This window comes from Halosimplex litoreum, from assembly GCF_016065055.1.
GTDB lineage: Archaea > Halobacteriota > Halobacteria > Halobacteriales > Haloarculaceae > Halosimplex > Halosimplex litoreum.
Genome location: NZ_CP065856.1, coordinates 353,632 through 377,588 on the forward strand (window position 1 = coordinate 353,632; position 23,957 = coordinate 377,588).

A 23,957-nucleotide genomic window follows, 5' to 3' on the forward strand; every position below is an offset into this window, starting at 1 on the left:
GGGGGCGCCGGACGCTTACTCGTCTTCTTCCTGCTGCTGGGCGTCGACGACGGCGGCTGCGCCCAAGTTGACGATGTCTTTCACTTCGTCGCCGCGCTGGAGGACGTGGACGGGCTTGTCCATGCCGACCAGCATCGGACCGATGGCGTCGGCGCCGCCGAGTCGCTGGAGCAGCTTGTAGCCGATGTTGCCGGCTTCGAGGTTCGGGAACACGAGGACGTTCGCCGGGTCCTCCAGGTCGGCGAAGTCGTAGGTGCCGTTGAGGATGTCCTCGACGACGGCGGTGTCGGCCTGCATCTCCCCGTCGACCGGGAAGTCGACCTCGGGGTCGTCGTGGAGGTCGCCGACGGCGTCACGGAGCTTCGCGGTGCCTTCGGTCTCGACGCTGCCGAAGTTCGAGTACGAGAGCAGCGCCGCCCGCGGTTCGATGTTGAAGTCACGAGCGAGGGTGGCGGTGTGTTTGGTGATCTCCGAGAGCACGTCCGCGTCGGGGTCGAGGTTGACCGTCGCGTCCGCGCAGAAGACGACCTGATTCTTGAACGTCAGCATGTAGACGCCGGCCGCGTAGTCGGCGTCGGGTGCCGTACCGATGACCTCCAGCGGCGGGCGCAGCGCCGAGGGATAGTGGTGGGTAAGGCCGGTCAGCATCGCGTCGGCGTCGTCCTGCTCGACCATCACGCTGGCGAGGTAGTTGGTGTCGTTCTCGACGAGTTCCGAGGCCTCGCTGCGGGTGATTCCCTTGCGCTGGCGGAGCTCGTGGAGCCGCTCGGCGTACTCCTCGTAGTCGCCGTTCTCGGGATCGACGACCTCCGGTTCGAACTCCAGGCCGAGGTCGTCACGGGTGGCTTCGATCTCCTCACGCTCGCCGATGAGGACGGGTTCGGCGATGCCCTGCTCCTGCAGCTGGAACGCGGCGCGGATCATCTTCTCGTTGGAGCCCTCTGCCAGCGCGAGGCGCTTGGGGTCGCTCTGGGCCTTGTTGAGGACGACCCGCATCATCTCGCGCGATTTGCCGAGGCGGGCTTCGAGGCGCTCGACGTACTCGTCGGTATCGAGTTCGCGACGGGCGGCGCCCGACTCCATGGCCGCCTCGGCGACGGCGGGCGCGACCTCGAAGAGGACGCGCGGGTCGACGGGCTTCGGGATGATGTACTCGGGGCCGAACTGTAGCGGCTGGTCGCCGTAGGCCTTGACGACCTCGTCGGGGACGTCCTGGCGAGCCAGTTCGGCGAGCGCCTCGGCGGCGGCGCGTTTCATCTCCTCGTTGATGTCGGTCGCGCGGGCGTCCAATGCCCCGCGGAAGATGAACGGGAACCCGAGGACGTTGTTGACCTGATTGGGGTAGTCCGAGCGGCCGGTGCCCATGATCACGGTGTCGTCGCGGGCGGACTTGGCGTCCTCGTAGGTGATCTCGGGGTCGGGGTTGGCCATGGCGAAGATGACCGGGTTCTCGTTCATCGACCGAACCATCTCCTGGGAGACGATGCCGCCGATCGAGAGGCCGACGAACACGTCGGCGTCGTCCATCGCGTCGGCCAGATCCCCTTCGGGCACGTCGCGGGCGAACTGGCGCTTGTACTCGTTCAGGTCGCCGGCCTCGGCGCGCTCCTCGGTGATGATGCCCGAGGAGTCACACATGAGGATGTTCTCTTTCTTCGCGCCCAGCGAGACGTAGAAGCGGGCGGTCGCGATGGCGCTGGCGCCGGCGCCGGAGAAGACGATCCGCATGTCTTCGAGGCTCTTGCCGGATATCTCGGCGGCGTTGATCAGCGCGGCGCCGGAGATGATGGCGGTGCCGTGCTGGTCGTCGTGGAAGACGGGGATGTCCATCCGCTCGCGGAGCTGCTCCTCCATGACGAAACACTCCGGCGCGCTGATGTCCTCCAGGTTGATCCCGCCGAACGTCGGCTCCATCGCCGCGACGGCGTCGATGAAGGCCTGGGTGTCGTGCTCGTCGAGTTCGACGTCGAACACGTCGATGTCGGCGAAGCGCTTGAACAGCACGCCCTTGCCCTCCATGACGGGTTTGGAAGCCTGGGCGCCGATGTCGCCCAGTCCCAGCACGGCCGAACCGTTCGAGATGACGCCGACCATGTTCCCTTTCGCCGTGTACTCGTAGGCGTCGGCCGGGTTCTCGTCGATCTCGAGACAGGGCGCCGCGACGCCGGGTGAGTACGCCAGCTGCAGGTCCCGCTGGGTGTTCGTCGGCTTGGTCGTCGCGATCTCCAGTTTCCCGGGCGGTGCTGTCCGATGATACTCCAGTGCGTCCTCGTCGAGTCCCATATCCGATCCGCGGACGGGACCGGCAAAAACTTTCGCGTTGGGCCAAATGACGAGGGATGTGTCGTCGTTCGTCGAACCCTGGAAACGGCTACGTTCGTTGCCGAGCGACCCCAAAGACGGTCTGTCGGGCCAGAAACGCGTTCCGCGGCCGGGAACGGTGTCGGGACGACGTTCATCGATGCGAGCCGGTCACACGGTACCGGGCCTCGTGGAGACGCCGTCCGCTCGTCGAGCGGGCGGACGAGCAAATGAGGGGAGTAAAGTCCGTGGGCCACCAAGCGCCGCGCATGAGTCGACGCTTTCGGGCCCTCGCGGGCGTCACGACGGCGCTGACGTTCGTCCTCATCCTGCTGGGACTGCACACCGGCTCGACCGGCGGCGGGCTCTCATGCGGGACCCAGTGGCCGCTGTGCAACGGCTGGCTCGGCCTGTTCCCGGCGAACTGGGCGAGCTTCTTCGAATGGATCCACCGCTTTTTCGCGATGGTCGTGGGCTTCCTGCTGCTGGGCTGGCTCTACGGCGTCTGGCGCTGGCAGGACGACCGCCGGATCCGCTACGCCGTCACCGCCACCATCGCGATCCTCCCGATCCAGATCGTCCTCGGCGGCGTGACCACGACGGCGGGCGGCATGTTCCCCCGCGGGTTCAACCCAGCCATCATGACCGCTCACTTCACGACCGCGACGACCATCTTCGCGCTGCTCGTCTACGCGACCGTCCGGATGTTCGACACCCCGAGCTCCACCGCCGTTCGGACCGTCGTCGGCCTCGGCGGCGGCCTCGTCGCGCTCGCCGCAGTCTTCGAGTTCCTCGCGGTCTTCGACCACCCGCCGACCAACCGCATCGCCTACTACGCCGTCTCGTTCGCCCTTCTGGCCGCGCTCGTCGCGCTGCTCGTCTGGAGCGCAGACACCGTCGACCCCGCGAACCTCCTCCGGTTCCGCGCGGTCACCGCCGGCGCCGCGGCGCTGCTGTACGTCGCCATGGTGTTGAGCCGGCAGAAGTGGGGCCTCCCCGATCTCTACGGCGAGACCGTGACGGTCCTGCTGGCCGTCGCTGTCGCCGGACTCGCGGTCCTCACCAACCGCGTTATGGTCGACACTGGCGGCTTCGGTGCCCAGCACGCCGATTGACGCGCTACTGCCCCGTCGTCCGACCATCCCGTAGACACTTACCACAGCCCGACCAAGCGTCGGCTGATGGTCCCCGAAATGGCCGACTACGCGCTCGTCGTCGCGTACCTCCTCCTGATCGGCGTGTTCGCGGTCCGGTACCGGCGCGGCGAGATATCGGGCCGAGAACTGCCGATCTACCTCGGAATGTGCCTCACCTGGCTGGCCTACGGACTGCTGCAGGTCACCCAGGACGGACCGGTCCCGACCGGAACGACGCTGAACTACGGGCTCGACGCGTTCGCGGTCGTCCTCCTCGTCGCCGGGATCTACCTGCTGTATCGGGGCTGGCGCCACGACACCGGCGAAGTAGAGTCCGAGGTCGCGAACGGGTAACCGGCGCTACATGAAGTCGGTGAGGCCCGACTGCGAGTCGTCGTCGGCGTCCGCGTCGTCCGCGGGTTCGTCGTCGGCGTCCTCGTCGACCGACTCGCCGCCGGACCCGTCGAGCGCCGCCTGTGCGGGTTCCTCGTCGGCTCCGTCGCTCTCCTCGTCGTCGGTCTCCTCGGTCCCCTCGCCGCCGCCCGCGTGAGCGTTCTCGAAGGCGCCGCCGGCGTTCTCGACGGCGCGCTCCTCGCGCAGTCGTTCGGCGTCCTCGACGATCGACTGGACCTTGTTGGTGTCCTCGCCGCTGCCGGTGACGAAGGAGACGTGTTTCGCGTCGAGCTCGTACTTCGCGGCCATAGCGACGGTGAGCTCGCGGTTCTTGCAGTGGTGGGTCATCACCGACAGGTGGGGCAGGATCTCCCGACGAGCGGTGGACATGCTGACGCCGCCGGCCTCGGCGATCCGCTGGGCGATGTAGTCCCGTTTGTTCCGGGTCCCTCGCGAGCGACCGAGCTTCGACCAGTAACTCGGCGGCCCGTAGCGGGTCCATCCACCTTTAGGCTCCCGTCGAGCCGCGGCGACGCCGGCGGTCATGTTGTCGCCGGCGTAGCGCCAGAACGTGTAGTTCTGCGTCGCGCGCACGCGACCCAGCCACACGTCGGCGTTCGAGAGGAAGTCGTAGGCGACCGCCAGCTCCTCGCCCTCGTAATCCTTGGGCACGTTGTCCTCGATCCAGTTGATCAGGTCGTCCGGCGTCTCGTCCACGTCGTAGGAGGCCTTCAGCGCCTCCTCGGCGCCGGCCTCCTTGATCACCGTGTCGAGGTAGTTGAACACGCCTTCCGTCTTGTCGCGCTCGCCCGTCACCACGTCGTCGGCGCCGATGCGGTCGCGACCCTCGGCCATCGCCTGGAGGTCCTTGATCGCTCCGCGCAGGTCACCGCTGTTCATCTCGGCGATCTGGTCTAAGGCGTCGTCGTCGTACTCGACGCCCTCCTTGCGACAGAGGTCCCGGAGGACGGGGACGATCGACCGCTTGGACACGTCGCGGAACTCGATCTCCCGGCAGGCGTTGCGCAGCCCGTTGGACATGTCGTAGAACTCGTTGGCGATGAGGATCATCGGCTGGCTGGCCTCCTTGACCAGCGAGGTGATCGCCGCCGACCCGCCGCGGTCGACGTTGCCGTGGAGGTTGTCGGCCTCGTCGAGGATGACCACCCGGCGCCCGGCCCCGCCGGCGGTGAGCGTGCCGGACTTGGCGGCCTCGCCGGCGACCCGCTCGATCACGTCCTTCGTCCGCGAGTCCGAGGCGTTGAGTTCGATGGTCGCCCACCCCTCGTCGCTGGCCAGCGCGTGCGCCGCGGAGGTCTTGCCGATGCCGGGCGAGCCGTGGAGGACGACCGCTTCCCGGTGGTCCTCCCAGGTGTCGGCCCACTCCTGCAGGGCGTCGCGGGCCTTGTCGTTGCCGCGGATCTCGTCGAGCGACGAGGGCCGGTACTTCTCCGTCCAGTCCATTGCCAGAGGACAAGCGTGTGAGGGGGTTAGTGGTTTCGGACCCTCACTCCTCGACGGTCCGCAGGTCGAGCCGCGGTGCGAACTCGTCGTATGCGCCGTCGCTGGAGACGATCCGGTCCCCGTCCGAGTGGACGAGATGTAGCGCGTCGAACGGCGTCAGTCCGTGGTCCGCCACGTAGGAGGCCGCTGCGACGACCGCGTCCACGTCGCCTCGAACCGTCACCAGCGCGGCCGCGTTCGTAACCACCCGTTCCACGTCGCGGTCCTCCCGGTAGGCCACGAGCAGCAGTTCGACGAGCGTGAACTGCGAGGTCCACAGGTCGTCCTCGTGATCGCGATAAACGCGCTCCGCCGCAGCGCCGAGCCAGTCGTCGTCCTTGATTAGCGCGAGCAGGAAGTCCGTCTCGACGTACATTCAGCGGCCGGCCCCGTCCAGCGCTTCCTCCCGCGCTCGCTCGCGGAGTTCGTCGGCCGACTCGTCGACGTCTGCGAACTCCTCGCGCAGCGCGTCGAGCGGATCGTCGGCGATCGGAACGAGTTTGATCCCGTCGTGGAGTTCCACGATCCGGTAGCGGTCACCGTAGCGCTCCCGAGTATCCTTCGGGAGCGTCAGCCGTCCCCTGTCGTCCAGTGTCACATCGGGCATATCGAGACGTATGGTGGGTTCGTTAAAGAATCTTCCCACGAAAACCTATCTAACCCACCAGATGGCGCCGTGCCGGCCGGAACGAAACCGGCCCGAGCGACCGGCCACGCGTCCGCCGGCGCGCCGGTTTTCCGGTCGCGAGCCCAACCGAGGACATGGTCACGTTCGGCGGCGCGCGCGAGTTCGGGGAACGGGTCTACGCGGACTTCTCGGCGAAGAACGTGACGTTCATGGCGGCGGGGCTGGCGTACAACGCCTTCGTCTCGCTGGCGCCGCTGTTGCTTCTCCTGTTCGTCGTCCTCTCGGTCGTCGGTGGCGGCCTGGAGGACAGGGTCGTCGAGGCCTCGGAGAGCTGGCTTCCCGGCCCCATCGCCGATATCGTCGCGCAGCTGTTCGCGGGCGAGGCCGCGGCCGGCGCCTCGGTTATCGGCCTCGTCGTCCTCCTGTGGGGCGCGCTGAAGATCTTCCGCGGCCTCGACACCGCCTTCTCGGAGATCTACGAGACGGAGTCGGACAACGGATTCACGGACACACTTCGCGACGCCGTCGTCGTCCTCGCCGCGTTAGTCGTCGCCGTCGTCGCGACCGTCGGCGTCAGCGCCGCGTTCGCCGTCTTCGCCGACACCATCCCCTTGCTCGGACTGATGACGCCGCTGGTGCTGGTCGCCGGGCTCGTCCTCGCCTTCTTCCCGATGTACTACGTCTTCCCCGACGCCGACCTGGGGTGGAAAGACGTGCTGCCGGGGACGGTGTTCGCCGCCGTCGGCTGGGCTGCCTTCCAGAGCCTCTTCCAGGTGTATCTCGCCTTTAGCGACCCCGGGTCGAGCAGCTTCTTCGGGGGCGTCGTCGTCGTCGTCACGTACCTCTACTTCACGGCGCTGGTGCTCCTGCTCGGCGCGGTCATCAACGCGGTTCGGGGCGGTCACGCCTCGGGACGGCCCGGCGGCGTCGGTCGAGGCGCGGGCGGCTACGAGCGGAAACGCAGCGCGTCGCTGAGCCGCGCGGAACTCGACGCCTACCTGCGGGGGCTGGACGAACAGCTCACCGCCCGCTACGAGGCTGCGCGGGCCGACCCCGACCGCGAGGTCCGGCCGAAGCCGACCGGTGACGTCGACCTCCTCGAGTACGCGGCGAGCGACGGTGACGAGCGCCGGTGGACGGTCGAACTCAGCTGGAGTACGCCGAACGGCGTCGAGCCCGTTGCCGACCGCGCCGGCGGGTCCGCCGACCGGAGCGACGACTGAGTCCCGCTCCGAAGCGGAGCGGACTCGGCGGGCGCGACCACGGCGGCCGGGTGGGAGCCACGTCCGAGGAGAGCCGTCGCGTCCCGCGGTTCACCGCTCCGAACGCGGCGGCTCGCCGGGTCGACGGCCGACCGAGCCGCCGTATCCCACTCCAGAAAGCATTTTCCACAGGCCTCGAAGGGGGGAGGTGTATGGTAGACACGGATGCGAAACGAGCGGCCGGTCGTGGGCTGGCAGGGGGAATCGCCGCCTGGATACTGGGCTATCTCGTCGTGTACCTGCTGCACGGGAGTTCCGTCCGGGACTCGTTCGGATCGAACGTACTGGAGGTGTTCACCGGCGAGCCGGTCGCCTGGAAGCTCGTCGGGTGGCTGTTCTACAACGCCCACAACGTCGCCGTGCAGATATCGCTGCTCGGCCAGCGGTCGGTGAACCTCGTCGCCGGCGGGGAGGAGGCGGCGCTGACCGCGCTGTTCGCTCTCCCGCCGGTCCTGTTGGCTCTCGGCGGCGCGGTCGCCGCCTGGGACACCGCTACGGAACCGACGACGGCCGCCCGCAACGGCGCAGCCGTCGTACTCGGATATCTCCCGCTGTCGCTCGCGGGCGCCGTCCTGTTCGCGATCGGCAGCGGTGACGGTCCCTCGGCCGGCCCCGCGCTCGTGACCGCCGTCCTGCTCGCCGGCGTCGTGTATCCGCTGGTCTTCGGGGCGGTCGGTGGGCTCGTCGGCGGCCACGTGTCGGCGGAGTAGCGAGCGACCGTCGACGGAGTCGGACCGGACGGGCCGCTCTCGGTGGTTCGACACGCTTTTATCGTCAGTCGTCGATGCTCGGGCAAATGGGAGAGCGCCGCGAGCTGGCCGAGAAGATCGCGGGCGAGATCGCCCTCAGCGACGACCCCGGCGGCACCCTCCGGAAGTGGCGGACCGACTTCGAAGTCGCCCAGACCGAACTCGCCGACGAACTCGGCGTCTCGCCCTCGGTCGTCTCGGACTACGAGAGCGGCCGCCGCGAGAGCCCGGGCATCGGCGTCGTCAAGCGCACCGTCGAGGCGCTGTTGACTATCGACGAGCGCCGCGGCGGCAGCCACATCCGCCAGCACGCTCGCGTGCTCTCGGCCGGCTTCGACGCCGACATCGTCCACGACCTCCGGGAGTACCCCACGGCCGTTCCGGTCGGCGACTTCTACGACGCCATCGGCGCCACGGAGATCGTCTCCGGTGCCCAGGAGACCGTCGCGGGCCACACCGTCATCGACAGCATCCAGGCTATCTCTCGGCTCTCCTCCGAGGAGTTCTATCGGCTCTACGGCCAGTCGACCAACCGCGCGCTCGTGTTCACGAACGTCACCAGCGGCGAGGGCGCGATGGTCGCTCTGCGAGTGCTGAACCCGACACCCAACGCCGTCGTCCTCCAGGGGCTCGACGCCGACGCCGTCTGGCAACACGCCGGCGACCTCGCCCGGATCGACGGTTACTCGCTGGCCGCCTGCCCGACCGACCTCGACGAGATGCTCGCTCGCGTGCGAGAGTTGCCCTGAGCGGCGACGGGCCCGGCCGTGCGGACCCGTCCCACGCCGGAGGAACGCTGAAGGCCCTCGCCGGTGTCCCGGCGAGCATGAGCGGACCGGTGTTCATGGAAGCCGAGCGGGTGACCTTCCACCCGGTCGAGGAGGACGACCTGGAGTTCTTCCGGGACATGATCAACCACCCCGAGGTGCGCGAGGGGCTGTCGGCGACCGAACCCCGAAACATGGCCGACGAGCGCGAGTGGTTCGAGTCGCTCGGCGAAGACGGCGTCCAGTTTTGCCTGCGGGTCGACGGCGAGCGCGTCGGGACCGTCAGTTTCCGCGGGGTCAGCGAACAGTGGGGCGTCGCCGAACTCGCGTACTTCTTCCACCCCGACCACTGGGGCGAGGGGTACGCGACCGAGGCGGTCCGTCGGATGGTCGAGTACGGGTTCGACGAACTGCGATACGAGAAGGTCTGGGCGCGCGTCTTCGCGTTCAACGACGGTTCGACGCGCGTGCTGGAGAAGGCGGGTTTCGACCACGAGGCGACGCTGCCCGACCAGGCGTTCGCCCGCGGCGAGCGCGTCGACATCGAGCGCTACGGCGTGCTCGCGAGCGAGTAGTGACAGACTGGTAACGGCGCGGGCACCGTACAACAGTTTACGTCCCCCGTTTTTCACTCACTCAATTCGCTCCGTGCAGGTGAAAGAGTGAGTAATTGCGGTGGCGCGCGCTGACGAGCGTGCCGAACGACAGTGAGGCCGCAAGTCGTCGCCGTGCGAGGGACGAACGAGCGAGCGCAGCGACCGAGTGAGTCGGCTGGGGAGGTGAGTGGCCGTCTGCGGTGCTGCCCCTGGCGTATTGAACGGGCGAGACGCGATCGCGACGGAGTAGCGTCGTCTCTGTCGGCGCTATTCGAGCGACCGCAGGGAGCGAGGATATCCGACAGAGCGACCGCGAGCGCGCCGAGGGCGTTCATCGCCTGCTGTCGAATTCGGTCGCTGTCGTCTCCATTTCGTTCACGAGGTACTCGACTGCAACGCTCGCTCAATACGTACGCATACCAAGCGGAGGATCTACAGCCCGAGCTCCCGCCCGAGGACGAGCCGCTGGATCTCGCTGGTTCCCTCGCCGATCTCCATGAGCTTCGCGTCGCGGAAGAAGCGCTGTGGCGCGAAGTCGGTGGTGTAGCCGTAGCCGCCCAGCACTTGCACGGCGTCCTCGGCGACCTCCCGCGAGATCTCCGAGGCGTCGAGTTTCGCCATCGACGAGAGACGGGTCACGTCCTCCCCGTTATCGTAGGCCACGGCGGCCTTGTGAGTCAGCAGGCGCGCCCGCTCGATCTTGCGGTCCATCGCGACGAGCATGTCCCGGACCGCGTCGAACTCGCCGATGGGCTGGCCGAACTGCTCGCGCTCTTTCGCGTAGGAGAGCGCCGCCTCGAAGGCGCCCTGCGCGAGCCCGACCGACAGCGCGGCGATCGAGATCCGGCCGCCGTCCAGCGTCTTCTTCGTCTGGTCCCAGCCGTCGCCGGGCTCGCCGAGCAGTCGGTCGTCGGGGAGACGCACGTCCGACAGCCGGATCTCGCAGGTCGGCGAGGCGTTCAGTCCCATCTTGTCCCACACCGTCGTCACCTCGAAGCCCTCGTCTTCGGGATCGACGACGAACGTCGAGATGCCGTCGTAGCCCGCCTCCGGGTCGGTCACGGCCTTGACCAGCACCGACCCAGCGACGTTCGCGTTCGTGATGAACTGCTTCGTCCCGTTCAACACCCACTCGTCGCCCTCTTTGTCCGCTGTGGTGTCCATATCGGACGCGTCCGACCCCGACTCCGGTTCAGTCAGCGCCCACGAGCCGAGGTCCCGGCCGGTCGCGAGCGGTTCGAGCCACCGTTCTTTCTGTGTCTCCGTCCCGAACAGCTCGATTGGCTTGCTCCCCAGCGAGACGTGTGCGGCGTAGGAGAGGCCGATCGACCCCGACACCCGGCCGAGTTCCTCGGTGACGAGCGCGTACATGAGCTGGTCCCCGCCGAGGCCGCCATAGGCCTCGGATATCGGAACGCCCATCACGTCCAGGTCCGCGAGATCGTCGAACACCTCCGCCGGGAAGCGATGCTCGTCCTCGATCTCCTGGGCGATGGGTTCGATCTCCTCGTCGCAAAACTCCCGCACCGTATCGCGGATCATCCGGTGTTCGTCCGGGAGGGTGAACTCCATACGCAAATGTTGCCGCGGTCGAGAATAAAGGCTGTGTCGGTGAGACGGGGGGTCTGTGAGCACGGGTGAGCGCCATTGGAGTCGGGGTCGCGGTGCGGTCGGCGCGTGCTGTCGAGCGGTGCGGTCGGCGCGTGCTGTCGAGCGGTGCGGTCGGCGCGTGCTGTCGAGCGGTGCGGTCGGCGCGTGCTGTCGAGCGGTGCGGAGGGCGCGGATACGTCGCGTGGTTCGAGAGAGCGAACCGCTCGCCCGGTCCCGAAGGTCGAAGATTTCCGGAGGCGGGGAACGAGCCGACGGCACGGGATCGCGACACTTTTGCTTTCGACGTCGATAGCACCCGGCGCATGCCCTCCATCAGACAGCCGCGAAGCACGGCCGTAGCGGTCGGACTGCTCCTGCTCGTCGTCCTGTCGGGCTGTAGCACTCTCTCCGGTACCGAATCGCCGGCTCCTTCGGCGACCGAACCCTCGGTCCCGACGGACTCGGCCACACAGACACCGACGGTGACAGCGACGCCGACGGCGACACCGTCGCCCGCACCGACGGAAACGCCCGCATCGACGCCGACGGAAACGCCCGCATCGACGCCGACGGCGACAGCCTCACCGACGCCGACGGCGACACCGTCGCCGACCGCGTCGCCCTCCCCCGACCGGCTTCCGGCGGGACTGGCCGACACCGGCGTCCGTAACGTGACGCGGGTGGTCCGGACCCACCAGGCGAACGCGGCCGAGACGCCGGGCGTCGTGACTCACACCACGAATACGACGGTTCGAAACACCTCGATCCTCGCGTCGGTGCGAGTGGCGGCCGGGCCGAACCTCACGCGGGTTCGGTACGTGTCCCAGTCGCGGCGCGCGAGCGGGACCGAGACGGAGAACAGGACGTCGGTCATCGCCGCGAACGGGACGGTCGTCAGACAGTACACCGTCGCCGGTGGGAACGTCACGCTCGACAACACGCGCAACCGAACGGCACTGTTCGACCGGTCGCTCCGCAGTCTCTCGACGGCCACGAACCCGCTCCGGGGAGCGCTCCGACGCGGCAACTTCACCGTCGCCGACGTCGACGACCGGGACGACGCCACGGTCGTGACGCTTCGCGCCGACCGATACGCGGGCGGACAACTGTACGCCGCCGAGAACGTCGCGGCGTACAACGCGACGGTTCGGATCACGACCGACGGAGTGATCCGTTCGGCCACGGAACGCATCGTCTCCCGAGCCGACGGAAACGACCGGAGATACGGGTTCACCTACGAGTTCGAACCGCGGTCGGTCGACCTCCCGCGGGAGCCGCGGGTCCCCGCGGACGTCCGTGTCGAATCGGGCGACTCCGCGAACGACTGAAACTAGCTCGCGGCGCTTCGGTCCCCGACCCGTTCGCTCCGCGGCGCGGGTCGAACCCGGTGGCCCGAGACGGGTCGCCGGCGTCGAACTCAGTTGCGTTCGGTGGCGTGGAGTTCGTCGTCGATAGCGGAGACGCCCTCGCGCTGGACGCCCTCCTCGTCGAGGATCGTCTGTAGCCGCCGTTCGAACTCGTGGTCGGAGATCTCGCCCTCGACGTAGCGTTCCTTGAGCCGCTCGGTGCGGTCGTCGGCCCGTCGCTCGGCCGAGCGGGTGTCGAAGTTCTCGACGAGGTCCGCGAGGCCGACCATCCGGGCGTACCTGTTCTCCCGTTCGACGTAGGAGGCGACGCGGCCGAGGCGGATCCCCGCCACCTCGGTCGTCCCGCTGACGGCCGACGAGGCCCGCGACGCGAGGCCGGCGGCGGCGGCGACCAGGCCGACGACGGACAGCGGCACCCCGACGACGAGCCCGGCGACGAACAGCGGCAACAGCGAGCCGAGGGTCCCGGCGCCACCCAGACCCAGGACGGCCGCGAGCAGCCAGCCGGCGACGCCCAGAACGGAGACGACGCTCAGCGTGAGGAAGGCGAGCGAGACCGCGACCGTCGCCAGCAGGTGGTCGCTGGCCCACTCGGTCAGTCCCATGTCCGCGACCACGGGACGAGCGTACCTAAGCACAACGGCCGGGCCGCCGCCCGGCGATCTCCGACGGGAGGCCCAGGGAAGTCGAAGACGACGGGACCGCTACGGCTCGACGGACTCGCGGGCCTCGGCGAGCGGCACCCGCGGGTCGACACCCTCGTCGCGCTCGCTGCTCTCGATGGCCGCCTCGACGAGCGCGACCGACTGAAGGGGCGACGCGACGTCTGTAGCCGTCCACCCTCCCGTCTCGAGCCAGTCGACGACCTGCTCGGCCAGCCAGGTGTCGCCCCAGGCGCCGTAGGTGCGGGCAGAAGGTGTCACACCAGCGGGCATCCCGCCCGCCGGTTCCGACCTGGCTGGCGCGGTAAGTCGTGGCGTATCGGTCGGCCCAGCGGGCGGTCAGTCGTCCGGTCGGCGAGCGTCTGACCGACTCGGCCGCGCTGGGTCGCCCCACTCGCTCAGTAGTCGTCGGGGTCTCTGGGCGTGTAGCCCGAGCAGGGCCGGCCACCGATCGTCGTGCTGTCGGAACACGAGAGGCTCGGCGCGTAGACGTGCCCGGTGACAGTGACGCCGTCGAGGTCGACCTGCTCGGCGCTCTCGACCGAGCCGTAGACGGTCGTAGTATCGATGTCTACGTCGGGGCCGCGCACGTCGCCGGCGACCTCGCTCCCGTCGATCGCGACGTCGTCGCCGGCGACGACCGGCCCGTAGACCGTCAGTCCGGTGTCGATATCCACGCTGTTAGCCTCACTCACCACCCGACCGACGACGGTCCCTCCCGCTTCCAGGACGATGTTTCCGTCGGTCACCACGTCGCAGTCGACGACGGTGTTTTCGATCGATACCGACGACGTGCCGCCGTTGGTCTCGCGCTGGACCCACGGACAGTTCTCGTCGATGTCGGGCAGATCCGGCTCCACCTCGAACTCCCGCAGGACGTAACTCGTGTCGCGTTCGCCGAACCAGACCAGCCGGAGCCGCTCGCGGACGGGGAAGACAGTCACGCTGTCGCCCGCGAGGAGGTCCCGATTCCGCAGGGCGTTCTCGTCGGCGCCACCGCGGATCTCGACCTTCTCACCGTCCAGGCGCTCGCCGTCGGTGAGTTCGAGGTCGTAGGCGCCCGGCCGCTCGACCGGTTCGATCTCCACGACCACCTCCGGGGCGGGCTCGTTGCGCTCGGTCGCGCCGAAGGCGACGTAGGCCGCGACCGACGCCAACAGAGCGGCTATCGCGACCAGCAGCACCGTCCCGATCACCGGCGAGACCGCACGCCGTCCCGCTCGACTGTCCACGGCGAACTCACGAGACTCCCGACAGTTGAAACCAGCGGCCCCGTTTCAGCTTCGCGAAACGCCGTCGAAGGCGTTCGGGACGATCCGTGAGAGCCGCGACGGCGCGAAATCAGTCAGCCGTGGCGGAACCACCGCTAGAGCACGCTCTGACGAGTTCCAGGCACTCACTCGCGGGAGTTCAATCGTGCCTGAACGCGCGCTGGCCCGTCATGACCATCGCGATGTCGTGCTCGTCGGCGGCTTCGGTGACGATGTCGTCGTTCTTCGAGCCGCCGGGCTGGATGACCGCTTCGATGCCCGCTTCGGCGGCCTTCTCGATCCCATCCGGGAACGGGAAGAAGGCGTCCGAGGCCATGACCGCGCCCTCGGCGTCCTTACCCTCGGCGTCCTTCTCGGCTTTCATGTCGGCGATCTCGACCGCGTCGACGCGGGAGACCTGGCCGGCGCCGACGCCCACGGTCTCGGTTCCCTTCGCGAAGACGATGGCGTTCGATTTGACGTGCTTGATCGTCTGCCAGGCGAACAGCATGGCCTCGACCTGCTCGTCGGTCGGCTCGCGCTCGGTGACGACCTCTAGGTCGTCGGGGGTGAGCGCCTGGGTGTCCCGTTCTTGGACGAGCCGCCCGCCGACGAGCTTCTTCTCGGTGACGGTCTCGGTCACGTCGTACCGGTCTGAGACGTCCAGCACGCGGAGGTTGTCCTTCTCGAACAGCGTCTCCAGGGCGGCGTCGGTGTAGCCGGGCGCGACGACGACCTCCTTGAACGAGTCGATTATCTGCTCGGCCGTGGCCTCGTCGCACTCGCGGTTGAGGGCGACGATGCCGCCGAAGGCGCTCTTGGGGTCGGTCGACAGGGCGTCGGCGTAGGCGTCGGCCAGGGTGTCGGCGGTCGCACAGCCCGCGGGGTTGGTGTGTTTGATGACCGCCGCGGCGGGCTCGTCGAACTCCTTGATGAGATTCAGGGCGCCGTCGGCGTCGTTGTAGTTGTTGTACGACAGCGCCTTGGCGCCCTCGTTCAGCTGGTCGGCGCCGACGACGCTGGCTTCCTCGACCGTGCTGTCGGCGTAGACCGCGGCGTCCTGGTGGGGATTCTCCCCGTAGCGCAGGTCCGCCGCGCGGTCCTCGGAGCTGAACAGCCGCGTCGGGAGGTCACCGCCGCTCGTCCCCTCGACGGCGGCCCGGTTCGCCTCGTAGTCGACGGTGACGCGGTCCTCCGCGAAGTACTTCACGGCGCGCGGGTAGGCCGTGAACTCGCCCTCGTAGAGGACGCGGTCTTTGAGGTCGTCCTCGTCGTCGCCCTCGTAGACGGGGATCGGCTCCTGGGTGACGACGGGGCCGCCGTCGACCGCTTCCTCGACGATCTCGCCGTCGTCGTCGATTGCGTCGGTGACGACGTGGACGGTGCACCCGACTACGTCCGCACCGTACTCCAGGGCGTCGCCCCAGGCGTCCATGCCGGGGAAGGCGGGCAGCAAGGAGGGGTGGACGTTCAGCGTCGTCGGCGCCTCGTCGAGGAAGGTCTCGGAGAGCAGGCGCATGTAGCCGTCCAGCGTCACCAGGTCGAAGTCGTAGTCGGCGAGGGCGTCGAGGGCGCGCTCCTCGTGGTCGCGCCGATCCTCGCCATCGCCGCGCTCGACGACCTCCGTCGGAATCTCCCGCTCTGCCGCCGCGTCGAGGACGGGCGCGTCGGCGTCGTTCGTGAGGATAACCGAAAACTCGGCGCCCCCGGGGGCCCGGTCCGCGATGTTCAACAGGTTCCGCCCGCGGTTGCTCGCCATCCCTGCGAGTTTCATGTTCGAAGCCCCGCCGCGGCCGCGCAAAGTAGTTGCGAATAGGCCGGGACACAGTCGACACTGTCGACACGGTCGCTCCGAGACGGGACCGACGGGTCGGTCCGCCGCGGGCGGCGGCGACCGCCGACCGACACGCTCTTTGGTCGACTCACCGCACGGGCGAGCATGACCGACCGATCGCCGCTGCGGGCCGTCTCGCCGCTCGACGGACGCTACGCACGGTACACCGAACCGCTGGTCGACTACGCCAGCGAGAAGGCGCTCATGCGGGCGCGCACTCGCGTCGAGGTCGAGTACTTGGTCGCGCTGGCCGACCTGCCCGAGACGCCCCTGGAGATCGGCGCCGGACAGCGCGAACAGCTCCGGGACCTGTACGAGTCGTTCGACGACGAGGACGCGGCCCTGATCAAACAGATCGAGACCGAGGGCTACGGCGAGTACGCGGCGACCAACCACGACGTGAAGGCGATCGAGTACTTCGTCCGCGAGGGCCTGCCCGCGGATCTGGACGCGGCCCACTGGATCCACTTCGGGCTCACCAGCGAGGACGTGAACAACCTCGCCCACCGCCTGCTCGTCAAGCCCGCCGTCGAAGACGTGCTGGTCCCGCAGCTGCGCGACGTCCGCGACGCCCTCGTCGAGGAGGCCCGCGAACACCGCGATCTGCCGATGCTCGCGCGCACCCACGGCCAGCCCGCCACGCCGACGACCTACGGGAAGGAACTGGCCGTCTACGCCTCGCGACTGGGCCGCGCGCTCGGCCGCATCGAGCGCGCGACCGACGAGATCTCGGGCAAGCTCGCCGGCGCGTCGGGCACCTACGCCGCCCACGACGCGGCGTACCCCGACGTGGACTGGCGGTCGTTCTCCGAATCGTTCGTCGGCGACCTGGGCCTCGACCACGAACCGCTGACGACGCAGGTCAACCCCTGCGACGACCTCGCGGCCGTCTTCGACGCCCTGCGCGGCGCGAACAACGTCCTGCTCGACCTCGACCTGGACGTGTGGCTCTACGTCTCCGACCGCTATCTCGGCCAGGAGGCCGCCGCGGGCGAGACCGGGTCGTCGACGATGCCCCACAAGGTCAACCCCATCGACTTCGAGAACAGCGAGGGGAACCTCTCGAAGGCCAACTCCGATCTCCACTTCCTCGGCGACTACGTCACCACCTCGCGACTCCAGCGGGACCTGTCGGACTCGACGGTCAAGCGCAATATCGGCGCGGCGCTCGCCCACTGTCTCATCGGCTACTCGAAACTGGAGAACGGGCTGGCGAAGGTCGTGCCCAACGAACAGGTCATGCGCGACGACCTCGAAGCGACCCCCGAGGTCGTCGGCGAGGCCGTCCAGACGATCCTCCGCCGAGAGGGCTTCGACGACGCCTACGAACACGTCAAGAAGGCGACCCGCGGCCGCGACGTGTCGATGGCCGACTTCGAGGCGATGATCGACGACCTCGACGTGGACGACGACGTGCGTGCGGAACTGCACGCGCTGACGCCGGCGGGCTACACCGGCGTCGCGAGCGAACTCGTCGACGACGCGCGGGAGTAGGTCCGACCCCGACCTCGACCCACGCCGATACCCAGCGACGGACGGCCACAGGCCTTTGACCGTGTGACACGTATCCGCACGCATGTTCCGCGACCGGACGGCCGCGGGCGAGCGACTCGCCGACGCGCTGGAAGACCGGGGTATCGCCGCCGATATCGTCCTCGCGATCCCGCGCGGCGGACTGCCGCTGGGGCGGGCGGTCGCCGACCGGCTCGACGCGCCACTGGACGTGGTCGTCGCCTCGAAGATCGGCGCGCCGCGCAACGAGGAGTTCGCGATCGGTGCGGTCGCCGAGGACGGCGCGGTGTGGCTCAACGACGACGCGCTCGACCGGCTCTCGGTGAGCGAGCGCTACCTGGCACAGGAACGCGAGCGCGAACGAGAAGTCGCCGCCGAGAAGGCTGCCACCTACCGCGACGGCGAGCGTCCGGACCTCGCCGGGAAGCGAGTCGTGATCGTCGACGACGGGGTCGCGACCGGCGCGACGATGCGCGCGTCGCTCCGGCTGGTCCGAGACGAGGACCCGGCGTCGCTGGTCGCCGCCGTCCCCGTCGGCCCGCCGGACACGCTCGAGGAACTCGCGACGCTGGCCGACGAGGTCGTCGCCGTCGAGCGGCCGCGGAGCTTCCGCGCCGTCGGCGCTCACTACCGGAACTTCGGCCAGGTCAGCGACGAGAAAGCGATGTCGTACCTGACGTGACCCGCGGGTCGACCGTCGGCTTCGCGGTCGGACGCTCAGGCGGTCGGTTCGGCGCCGCGCAACCGCGGGAGGACGATGTGGTAGGCGACGTTGAGCGCCGCGTAGATGAGGACGGCGCCGACGGCGGCCTCCCACAGGCCCAGCGTCGTCTGTCCAGCGGAGAGGTTCGACAATCCGGCCTGTTCGGCGAGCGCGCCGACGACCGCCAGCGCACCCGCGATCGCGACGTACAGGACCACGCCGAGCGCCTCGGCGACCGGTCCGAGCAGGAGTTCTCGCATCGAGACCGGGTATGCGACAGCGGATCATATGGTTTCCGGGATACTACGTGACGGACTCTCACGGTGAATTTTTGTTCCGAGCGGAGATATCGAGGCCTATGTCTCACTACGCAACCAGGGACTACCCGAAGCTGGCCAAGACCGGGTTCTTCCTCGGCGTCGCGCTGTTCGCCGTCGGCGGGCTGGGCGAGATCGTCGGCTCCGTGGTCTTCGGCGGACTGCCGGGCTGGGAGCAGACGCTGCTGTTCGATATGGAAGTACTGGGTATCGCGCTCGGACTGTTTTCGCCGCTTCTGTTCGGAGTCGTCGCCCCGTTGGTCGAGTAGCGAGGCGTGAGCGAAGCGAGCGCCTGGGAACAGCGAACGGTGAGCGCAGCGAGCCGTGAGCCGTCCGCGAGTGACGGTCTCTACGAGACGGCCGGCACCCGCTCGCCCGGCTACAGGAGCCCGTCGACGGCGTCGCGGACGGCTCGCGCGGCCGCCCGAACGTCCTCGCGGCGGACGTACTCGCGCTCGCTGTGCGCGACGGCGCCCGCCTCGTCCGCCAGGTCGCCGGGACCGAACACGACGGTCGGCGCGTGCTCGGCGAAGTACGAGGCCTCCGTCGCGGCGCCGAACGGCCGCACCGCCCCGCCGCTCGCGGCCGAAAGCGCCTCGACGAGCGGCTCGTCTCGGTCGGTCGCGAACGCGGCCAAGAACGGCGTCTCCCGCGGAGAGAGCGCCACGTCCAGATCCATCCCCGAGGGCACCCACTCCAAGAGGTGCGCTGCCAGTCCGGCCTCGAACTCCGCGGGCGTCTCGGGCGGGACCGGTCGCCGGTCGAACGTGAGGGTACACGCCTCGGGGACCTGATTCGAGACCTCCCCGCCGTCGATCACGGTCGGCGTGAGCGTCGGGCGCCCGAGCGACTCGTGGGCCCCAGGACCTCGCTCGTCGTCGTAGGTTTCCATCGCCTGCAGGATCGGCGCCATCGCTCGGATCGCGTTCGCACCGCTGTCGGGCGTGGCAGCGTGGGCCGCGGCACCGGCGACGGTGATCGTCCCCTCGTACTGGCCGCGGGCGGCGTTGCACACGTCCAGCCCCGTGGGCTCGCCGACGACGAAGCCGTCGGCGTCGAGCGACCCCGCGAGGTGGGCGGCACCGGTCTGGACCGTCTCTTCGTCGGGCGTGATCGCCAGCGTCAGCCGATTCCCGTCGCCGACGCCCGCGCCGAGGAACGCGTCGACGAGCGCCGCGAGCGGCCCCTTCGCGTCGCAGGCACCCCGTCCCTCCACGACGTCGCCGTCCTCGCGCTCGGCGAAGGGGACGTGGGGCGGGACCGTGTCGATGTGCGTGTTCAGGACGAGGTGGGTGTCGTCCGCCGCGTCGGTACCGCTCTCGACCGCGGTATCCCCGGACTCGTACCCCTCGCCCGTCCGTGTCGCGAGCGTGTTTCCGGCCTCGTCGACGACGGGCTCGGCACCGTTGCGTTCGAGCGTCTCGACCAGCAGCCCGCGCATCTCCGCGACGGACTCGGACGAGTCGGTCCGGACCGCCCGCTCGTGGAAGTCGATGGCGTCGAACGGCATGTTACTCCTCGGCCTCGCGCTCGACCCGGGTCACGTCGTCCATCGTCTCCCGTCGGCGGACGACCCGCGGCTCGCCGCCCTCGACGGCGACTTCGGCGGGGCGGGGCTGGGAGTGGAACTGGTTCGCGAGTTCGTAGCCGTAGGCGCCCGCGTTGCCGATCGCGAGCAGGTCCTCGCGCTCCGGACGCGCCACCGGTCGGTCCGTACAGAACACGTCCGCGCTCGTACAACAGGGCCCGCCGACCGCGACGGGCTCGACCGCCCGGTCGGGCGCCGAGACGTTCGCGATGGGGTGATAGGAGTCGAACATCGCCGGCCGGATCAGCGTCGCCAGCGACGCGTCGACACCGACGACGGTCGCCTCCGGCGTTTCCTTGACCGTGTTCACTCCCGTCAGGATCACTTCGCTGTCGGCGACGACGTAGCGGCCGGGTTCGAGCTTGATCTGCGCCGCCAGGTCGCCGACGGCCTCTCGGACCTTCTCGCCGACGACGTCCATGTCCAGCGGTTCCTCGTCCTCGCGGTAGGGGACGCCGAACCCGCCGCCGAAGTCGACGAACTCCAGGTCGGCGTCATCCACCTCCCGGGCCAGATCGGCCACCTTCGCGATGGCCCGACAGTGGTCTTCGAGGTCGTCGTGCAGCACGCCCGACCCCACGTGGGCGTGCAGCCCCACGAGGTCGAACCGCTCGCGGAGGTCCTCGGCCAGTTCGGCGACCTCGTCGTACGGGATCCCGAACTTGGCGTCCTTGCCCGTCGCGACCTTCTCGTGGTGGCCGGTACCGATCCCGGGGTTGACCCGGATGGCGACGCGCCCGTCGTACCCCCGCGCCTCCAGCCGGTCGAACGTGTCCCGGGCGCCGCCCGTGACCGTCAACCCGGGGTGGTCGGCGCCCAGCTCGGCGGCGTAGTCCAGGTCGGCATCGGGCGGATTGACCGCCGTGTACTGGAGCGTGTCGGGGTCGGCACCGGCCTGGATGGCTCGCTGGAGTTCCCCGCGGGCCGCACACTCGATATCGGCGCCGGCGTCGAGCAGCGTCTCCAGCACTGCGCGGCCGGTGTGGGCCTTCGCGGCGTACATGACGTGGGCGTCGGGGAACGCCGACGCGAACCGCTCGTAGTTCTCCGCGACTCGATCGAGGTCGACGACGTACAGCGGCGTCCCGTGTTCGGCCGCCAGCGACGACAGCTGGTCGAAGTCCCAGTCCGCGACGCGACGGACGGCGGGCGAAGAATGGCTCATTGCCGGTACACAGGCACGCCGCGATACAAGCGTTGCGAACCATCTTTTTCGCGAGGGGGTCGCCACTGGCGACCCCCTCGCCAAAAACATGGGTGAAAACACCGTCAGAGCAAGTTCTGACGAGGTCTCGTTCGCTTCGCTCACGAGACAGGCCGCATCTCGGCCTTCGGCCTCGATGCGGTGAACCGCGCTCGTTCCGCTCGCGCGGATGCTCAGTCGAGGTGAGAGAGTGAGCGATTGCTGTGGCGCACGCTGTCGAGCGTGCCGAGCGACAGCGAGGCCGCGAGACGAAGCCGTGCGAGGGATGACTGAGCGAGTGCAGCGAGCGAAGGAATCGGCTGGGGAGGTGTGTGGCCGTCTGCGGTCGCTGTGCGGGGCGGTCGCTGTGCGGGGCGGTCGCTGTGCGGGGCGGTCGCTGTGCGGGGCGGTCGCTGTGCGGGGCGGTCGTGGTGCTGCGCGGTCCTGGCGGACTGAAAGGGCGAGGCGCGCGTGGCGGCGCAGCCGCCACGGCCTGCAACGGTCGGCTCCGCCGACCGCCCTGCTCGCGCCCGCAGTCGCCTGAGCGGGCACTATCCGCGCGGGCGGTGCGGAGAGCGCGGATATCTCGCTTCAGCGACCGCGAGAGCGAGGCCGACCGGAGGGAGGCCTCGTCAGGCGAACGGCGAACGGAGTGAGCCGTGAGTGAGCGCGGCGAGGGCTTTCAATGTCTGCTGTCGAGTGCGGTCGCTGTCGTGTCCGTTTCTTTCACGAGGTACTTGACTGGAACGCTCGCGCAACGAGCAACACGAACCGAGCGAGACGGAAGCTCAGTCGTCGCCGTCCGTTTCGGCACCGTCGCGGACGAACACGGCCATGCCGGTCTCGAAGTCGGCCATGCCCGCGCCGCTCAGCTCGGCGCGACCGACGGCGAGTACCTCCCCGCGCTCGTGGGTCACCAGCACCTCGTCGCCCGGGCGGATCTCGGGGTCGGCCGTCGAGACGAACTTGGCGAAGACGTTGCGCTCGTCGCGGACGAACGGTTCGCTCTCGTCGCCGACGACGACGCGGTAGCGCCCGTCGGACAGGCCGTCGTGCAGCCGTCGCCCGCCGGCCACGCCGAGGGTGAACCGCCCGTCGGTCGCGTAAGTGACCAATCGTCCATCGTCCGCGAGTACCTGTCGCGGCCGCCCGGAACTGGTGTGGGTCACTTCGGGGTCGCCCCCACCGAACAGCGCCGCCCCAGCGTCGCGACCCCACTGGTAGTCGGCCACCCGCGTCAGCATCGACCGGTCCTCGTCGTCCATCGCCCCTCCGTTCGCCCCAGCCCATCTTGTATCTGTCTCACTCCCGTCCGCCCGTGGACCGTGTTACCACACACCTACGTACCTCGATTCTATCACGATCGATCATATCTGTGTGACGCGGTTTCAGGAGAATTTATACGGAGCGATTACGAAACACCGATACGATGACAGAGACCGATACACGGAAAGTCGCGTTCGGAGTCGTGCTGCTGGCGATCAGCACGGTCCTCATCTTCGGGCCGGGGACGCTCGGCGTCGCCGTCCCGGTCGTCGCCATCGCCGCGGGGTCGCTCGGCCTCGCCGCCGGCGCACTACTCGTCGGCACCTCGGACCCGGGTCGACCGGTCTGAACGGCGCAGGACGTCGTTCACCGTCTCTGATTCTGCCGGTTTCTCTCGCCGCTCCTGTCGTGCGTAGTTCACTGCTAGTGTCTCTCGGTCCGAGTCGGACGAATCCAAAGCGACAGCCTCGGTGGAGACCACCTCAGAGGAGGAAGCGTTCGACGTCCTCGCTCATGTCGGTGAAGTCGTCGGCGGCGGCGACGAGTTCCTCGGCGGTCGACTCCCGGAAGGCCACTACTTCGGTGCGGACGCCCTCGTGGCGCAGGTGCGAACAGAGCCGCGAGAAGTCGCCGTCGCCGGTGGCGAGGACGACGGTGTCGACGTGGTTGGCCAGTGTGACCGCGTCGAGGCTCATGCCCACGTCCCAGTCGGCCTTCTTCGACCCGTCGCCGAAGGTCTTGATGTCCTTGATACGGGTCTCGAAGCCGATGTCGACGAGCGCGTCGAAAAAGGACTCCTCCTCGGGGGCGTCGGCGCGGATGACGTAGGCGACGGCGCGTGTCAGCTGGCGGTCGGCGACGGCGGCGTCGAGCAGGGAGGCGTAGTCGATGTTGCGCGTGTAGAGGCTCCGGGCGCTGTGATAGAGGTTCTGCGCGTCCGCGAGCACCGCGACGCGCTGTCCGGGATGGACGTTTTCCATGCCGATTGGTGGCGCGCCCGCTCGGATAGCTCTTTGGCTCGGTCCCGGTCAGGTCCAGGCCGTGAGACACTCCAGCGAGCAGAAGGGCAAGTCCACGGTCGCGCTCGCGCCCCCGTCCGTCCGAGCCGTCTGCTCGTCCACAGTCGCGTCGCCGTCGTCACGGCTGTCGACGTGCGCCCGGAGCGTGTACGCCGGCGGGCCGTCCGTCTCGCAGTTCGCGCAGTTCATGGACGGCACTCGCACCCGAACCACTGTTGTTATTCACCGTTTAACACTCCTCAGATCTCTAAATTCGACACCCTGCCGCGATCGCTCCCGAGAGCGAGACAGGCGTACAGCGGCGCCAGTAACCGGCGGGCGTCGTACCGGG

At 68.9% G+C, this 23,957-nt stretch carries 26 protein-coding genes; 11 read left to right on the forward strand and 15 right to left on the reverse strand.

Annotation, left to right across the window (positions count from 1 at the left end; translation table 11 throughout):
* Positions 1-15: 15 nt before the first annotated feature.
* Positions 16-2,283, reverse strand: a complete 2,268-nt coding sequence (locus I7X12_RS01755; protein ID WP_198062175.1) for an NADP-dependent malic enzyme — start codon at positions 2,281-2,283, stop codon at positions 16-18.
* 287 nt (positions 2,284-2,570) lie between these two features.
* Between I7X12_RS01755 and I7X12_RS01760 the strand changes: the two genes are divergently transcribed.
* Both I7X12_RS01760 and I7X12_RS01765 read left to right on the forward strand, forming a co-directional pair.
* Positions 2,571-3,416, forward strand: a complete 846-nt coding sequence (locus I7X12_RS01760; protein WP_198062176.1) for a COX15/CtaA family protein — start codon at positions 2,571-2,573, stop codon at positions 3,414-3,416.
* Positions 3,417-3,482: 66 nt separating this feature from the next.
* Positions 3,483-3,791, forward strand: coding sequence for a hypothetical protein (locus tag I7X12_RS01765; protein WP_198062177.1), 309 nt, complete (start codon positions 3,483-3,485; stop codon positions 3,789-3,791).
* A gap of 6 nt (positions 3,792-3,797) precedes the next feature.
* On the opposite strand, the gene I7X12_RS01770 is transcribed toward I7X12_RS01765, so the two are convergent.
* Genes I7X12_RS01770 through I7X12_RS01780 form a run of 3 tightly spaced genes read right to left on the reverse strand, consistent with a single transcriptional unit; the run spans position 3,798 to position 5,940 of the window.
* Positions 3,798-5,294, reverse strand: coding sequence for a replication factor C large subunit (locus I7X12_RS01770; protein ID WP_198062178.1), 1,497 nt, complete (start codon positions 5,292-5,294; stop codon positions 3,798-3,800).
* Between the two features lie 43 nt (positions 5,295-5,337).
* Entirely contained in the window at positions 5,338-5,709 is a 372-nt protein-coding gene (locus I7X12_RS01775) for a PIN domain-containing protein (protein WP_198062179.1), read from the reverse strand.
* Positions 5,710-5,940: an AbrB/MazE/SpoVT family DNA-binding domain-containing protein gene (locus tag I7X12_RS01780; protein ID WP_198062180.1), complete on the reverse strand. Its 231-nt coding sequence runs from the start codon at positions 5,938-5,940 to the stop codon at positions 5,710-5,712.
* 155 nt (positions 5,941-6,095) lie between these two features.
* On the opposite strand from I7X12_RS01780, the gene I7X12_RS01785 reads away from it, so the two are divergent.
* The 4 genes from I7X12_RS01785 (at position 6,096) to I7X12_RS01800 (ending at position 9,314) form a co-directional block, all read left to right on the forward strand.
* Positions 6,096-7,184, forward strand: a complete 1,089-nt coding sequence (locus I7X12_RS01785) for a YihY/virulence factor BrkB family protein (protein ID WP_198062181.1) — start codon at positions 6,096-6,098, stop codon at positions 7,182-7,184.
* Between the two features lie 191 nt (positions 7,185-7,375).
* Positions 7,376-7,933, forward strand: coding sequence for a hypothetical protein (locus I7X12_RS01790; protein ID WP_198062182.1), 558 nt, complete (start codon positions 7,376-7,378; stop codon positions 7,931-7,933).
* Between the two features lie 86 nt (positions 7,934-8,019).
* Positions 8,020-8,721 carry a helix-turn-helix domain-containing protein gene (locus I7X12_RS01795; protein ID WP_198062183.1) on the forward strand — a complete coding sequence of 234 codons (702 nt, stop codon included), beginning with the start codon at positions 8,020-8,022 and terminating at the stop codon, positions 8,719-8,721.
* Positions 8,722-8,798: 77 nt separating this feature from the next.
* Positions 8,799-9,314 (forward strand): GNAT family N-acetyltransferase, encoded by a 516-nt coding sequence (locus I7X12_RS01800; protein ID WP_198062184.1) that lies wholly within the window; start codon positions 8,799-8,801, stop codon positions 9,312-9,314.
* 453 nt (positions 9,315-9,767) lie between these two features.
* Here the strand turns inward: I7X12_RS01800 and I7X12_RS01805 are convergent, their stop codons facing one another.
* Complete coding sequence (locus I7X12_RS01805; RefSeq protein ID WP_198062185.1) at positions 9,768-10,907, reverse strand: acyl-CoA dehydrogenase family protein; 1,140 nt, start codon at positions 10,905-10,907, stop codon at positions 9,768-9,770.
* Between the two features lie 341 nt (positions 10,908-11,248).
* Here I7X12_RS01805 and I7X12_RS01810 point away from each other — a divergent pair, with 341 nt between their 5' ends.
* Entirely contained in the window at positions 11,249-12,253 is a 1,005-nt protein-coding gene (locus I7X12_RS01810; RefSeq protein WP_198062186.1) for a hypothetical protein, read from the forward strand.
* Positions 12,254-12,342: 89 nt separating this feature from the next.
* Here the strand turns inward: I7X12_RS01810 and I7X12_RS01815 are convergent, their stop codons facing one another.
* The 4 genes from I7X12_RS01815 to purH form a co-directional block, all read right to left on the reverse strand.
* Positions 12,343-12,897 carry an SHOCT domain-containing protein gene (locus I7X12_RS01815; protein ID WP_198062187.1) on the reverse strand — a complete coding sequence of 185 codons (555 nt, stop codon included), beginning with the start codon at positions 12,895-12,897 and terminating at the stop codon, positions 12,343-12,345.
* 99 nt (positions 12,898-12,996) lie between these two features.
* Positions 12,997-13,215, reverse strand: coding sequence for a hypothetical protein (locus I7X12_RS01820; RefSeq protein ID WP_198062188.1), 219 nt, complete (start codon positions 13,213-13,215; stop codon positions 12,997-12,999).
* Between the two features lie 137 nt (positions 13,216-13,352).
* Entirely contained in the window at positions 13,353-14,186 is an 834-nt protein-coding gene (locus I7X12_RS01825) for a type IV pilin (RefSeq protein ID WP_198062189.1), read from the reverse strand.
* A gap of 178 nt (positions 14,187-14,364) precedes the next feature.
* The gene (purH, locus tag I7X12_RS01830; RefSeq protein WP_198062190.1) at positions 14,365-15,978 is read right to left on the reverse strand and encodes a bifunctional phosphoribosylaminoimidazolecarboxamide formyltransferase/IMP cyclohydrolase; all 1,614 of its coding nucleotides are present in this window, start codon (positions 15,976-15,978) and stop codon (positions 14,365-14,367) included.
* Positions 15,979-16,143: 165 nt separating this feature from the next.
* Here purH and purB point away from each other — a divergent pair, with 165 nt between their 5' ends.
* A complete protein-coding gene (gene purB, locus I7X12_RS01835; protein ID WP_198062191.1) occupies positions 16,144-17,532 on the forward strand; it encodes an adenylosuccinate lyase in 1,389 nt (462 codons plus the stop codon).
* Between the two features lie 82 nt (positions 17,533-17,614).
* The gene (locus I7X12_RS01840) at positions 17,615-18,232 is read left to right on the forward strand and encodes a phosphoribosyltransferase (protein ID WP_198062192.1); all 618 of its coding nucleotides are present in this window, start codon (positions 17,615-17,617) and stop codon (positions 18,230-18,232) included.
* A gap of 35 nt (positions 18,233-18,267) precedes the next feature.
* On the opposite strand, the gene I7X12_RS01845 is transcribed toward I7X12_RS01840, so the two are convergent.
* The gene (locus I7X12_RS01845; RefSeq protein ID WP_198062193.1) at positions 18,268-18,513 is read right to left on the reverse strand and encodes a hypothetical protein; all 246 of its coding nucleotides are present in this window, start codon (positions 18,511-18,513) and stop codon (positions 18,268-18,270) included.
* 98 nt (positions 18,514-18,611) lie between these two features.
* On the opposite strand from I7X12_RS01845, the gene I7X12_RS01850 reads away from it, so the two are divergent.
* The gene (locus I7X12_RS01850; protein ID WP_198062194.1) at positions 18,612-18,839 is read left to right on the forward strand and encodes a DUF7860 family protein; all 228 of its coding nucleotides are present in this window, start codon (positions 18,612-18,614) and stop codon (positions 18,837-18,839) included.
* 110 nt (positions 18,840-18,949) lie between these two features.
* Here the strand turns inward: I7X12_RS01850 and I7X12_RS01855 are convergent, their stop codons facing one another.
* From I7X12_RS01855 to I7X12_RS01865, 3 genes are all read right to left on the reverse strand, one after another.
* Positions 18,950-20,080, reverse strand: coding sequence for a M20 family metallopeptidase (locus I7X12_RS01855; RefSeq protein ID WP_198062195.1), 1,131 nt, complete (start codon positions 20,078-20,080; stop codon positions 18,950-18,952).
* A gap of 1 nt (position 20,081) precedes the next feature.
* Positions 20,082-21,323, reverse strand: a complete 1,242-nt coding sequence (gene lysA, locus I7X12_RS01860) for a diaminopimelate decarboxylase (protein WP_198062196.1) — start codon at positions 21,321-21,323, stop codon at positions 20,082-20,084.
* Between the two features lie 806 nt (positions 21,324-22,129).
* Entirely contained in the window at positions 22,130-22,606 is a 477-nt protein-coding gene (locus I7X12_RS01865; RefSeq protein ID WP_198062197.1) for a PUA domain-containing protein, read from the reverse strand.
* A 164-nt stretch (positions 22,607-22,770) separates the two neighbouring features.
* Between I7X12_RS01865 and I7X12_RS01870 the strand changes: the two genes are divergently transcribed.
* Entirely contained in the window at positions 22,771-22,956 is a 186-nt protein-coding gene (locus I7X12_RS01870) for a hypothetical protein (protein WP_198062198.1), read from the forward strand.
* A gap of 133 nt (positions 22,957-23,089) precedes the next feature.
* On the opposite strand, the gene I7X12_RS01875 is transcribed toward I7X12_RS01870, so the two are convergent.
* Together I7X12_RS01875 and I7X12_RS01880 are read right to left on the reverse strand one after the other, a co-directional pair.
* Entirely contained in the window at positions 23,090-23,587 is a 498-nt protein-coding gene (locus tag I7X12_RS01875) for a LabA-like NYN domain-containing protein (protein WP_198062199.1), read from the reverse strand.
* 48 nt (positions 23,588-23,635) lie between these two features.
* Positions 23,636-23,815: a hypothetical protein gene (locus I7X12_RS01880; protein ID WP_198062200.1), complete on the reverse strand. Its 180-nt coding sequence runs from the start codon at positions 23,813-23,815 to the stop codon at positions 23,636-23,638.
* Positions 23,816-23,957 lie beyond the last annotated feature (142 nt).

Bases quoted from the DNA above. Each gene is read 5' to 3' on its own strand.
- I7X12_RS01755 (WP_198062175.1), bottom strand. From the start codon at position 2,283: ATGGGACTCGACGAGGACGCACTGGAGTATCATCGGACAGCACCGCCC.
- I7X12_RS01760 (WP_198062176.1), top strand. From the start codon at position 2,571: ATGAGTCGACGCTTTCGGGCCCTCGCGGGCGTCACGACGGCGCTGACG.
- I7X12_RS01765 (WP_198062177.1), top strand. From the start codon at position 3,483: ATGGTCCCCGAAATGGCCGACTACGCGCTCGTCGTCGCGTACCTCCTC.
- I7X12_RS01770 (WP_198062178.1), bottom strand. From the start codon at position 5,294: ATGGACTGGACGGAGAAGTACCGGCCCTCGTCGCTCGACGAGATCCGC.
- I7X12_RS01775 (WP_198062179.1), bottom strand. From the start codon at position 5,709: ATGTACGTCGAGACGGACTTCCTGCTCGCGCTAATCAAGGACGACGAC.
- I7X12_RS01780 (WP_198062180.1), bottom strand. From the start codon at position 5,940: ATGCCCGATGTGACACTGGACGACAGGGGACGGCTGACGCTCCCGAAG.
- I7X12_RS01785 (WP_198062181.1), top strand. From the start codon at position 6,096: ATGGTCACGTTCGGCGGCGCGCGCGAGTTCGGGGAACGGGTCTACGCG.
- I7X12_RS01790 (WP_198062182.1), top strand. From the start codon at position 7,376: ATGGTAGACACGGATGCGAAACGAGCGGCCGGTCGTGGGCTGGCAGGG.
- I7X12_RS01795 (WP_198062183.1), top strand. From the start codon at position 8,020: ATGGGAGAGCGCCGCGAGCTGGCCGAGAAGATCGCGGGCGAGATCGCC.
- I7X12_RS01800 (WP_198062184.1), top strand. From the start codon at position 8,799: ATGAGCGGACCGGTGTTCATGGAAGCCGAGCGGGTGACCTTCCACCCG.
- I7X12_RS01805 (WP_198062185.1), bottom strand. From the start codon at position 10,907: ATGGAGTTCACCCTCCCGGACGAACACCGGATGATCCGCGATACGGTG.
- I7X12_RS01810 (WP_198062186.1), top strand. From the start codon at position 11,249: ATGCCCTCCATCAGACAGCCGCGAAGCACGGCCGTAGCGGTCGGACTG.
- I7X12_RS01815 (WP_198062187.1), bottom strand. From the start codon at position 12,897: ATGGGACTGACCGAGTGGGCCAGCGACCACCTGCTGGCGACGGTCGCG.
- purH (WP_198062190.1), bottom strand. From the start codon at position 15,978: ATGAAACTCGCAGGGATGGCGAGCAACCGCGGGCGGAACCTGTTGAAC.
- purB (WP_198062191.1), top strand. From the start codon at position 16,144: ATGACCGACCGATCGCCGCTGCGGGCCGTCTCGCCGCTCGACGGACGC.
- I7X12_RS01840 (WP_198062192.1), top strand. From the start codon at position 17,615: ATGTTCCGCGACCGGACGGCCGCGGGCGAGCGACTCGCCGACGCGCTG.
- I7X12_RS01845 (WP_198062193.1), bottom strand. From the start codon at position 18,513: ATGCGAGAACTCCTGCTCGGACCGGTCGCCGAGGCGCTCGGCGTGGTC.
- I7X12_RS01850 (WP_198062194.1), top strand. From the start codon at position 18,612: ATGTCTCACTACGCAACCAGGGACTACCCGAAGCTGGCCAAGACCGGG.
- I7X12_RS01855 (WP_198062195.1), bottom strand. From the start codon at position 20,080: ATGCCGTTCGACGCCATCGACTTCCACGAGCGGGCGGTCCGGACCGAC.
- lysA (WP_198062196.1), bottom strand. From the start codon at position 21,323: ATGAGCCATTCTTCGCCCGCCGTCCGTCGCGTCGCGGACTGGGACTTC.
- I7X12_RS01865 (WP_198062197.1), bottom strand. From the start codon at position 22,606: ATGGACGACGAGGACCGGTCGATGCTGACGCGGGTGGCCGACTACCAG.
- I7X12_RS01870 (WP_198062198.1), top strand. From the start codon at position 22,771: ATGACAGAGACCGATACACGGAAAGTCGCGTTCGGAGTCGTGCTGCTG.
- I7X12_RS01875 (WP_198062199.1), bottom strand. From the start codon at position 23,587: ATGGAAAACGTCCATCCCGGACAGCGCGTCGCGGTGCTCGCGGACGCG.
- I7X12_RS01880 (WP_198062200.1), bottom strand. From the start codon at position 23,815: ATGAACTGCGCGAACTGCGAGACGGACGGCCCGCCGGCGTACACGCTC.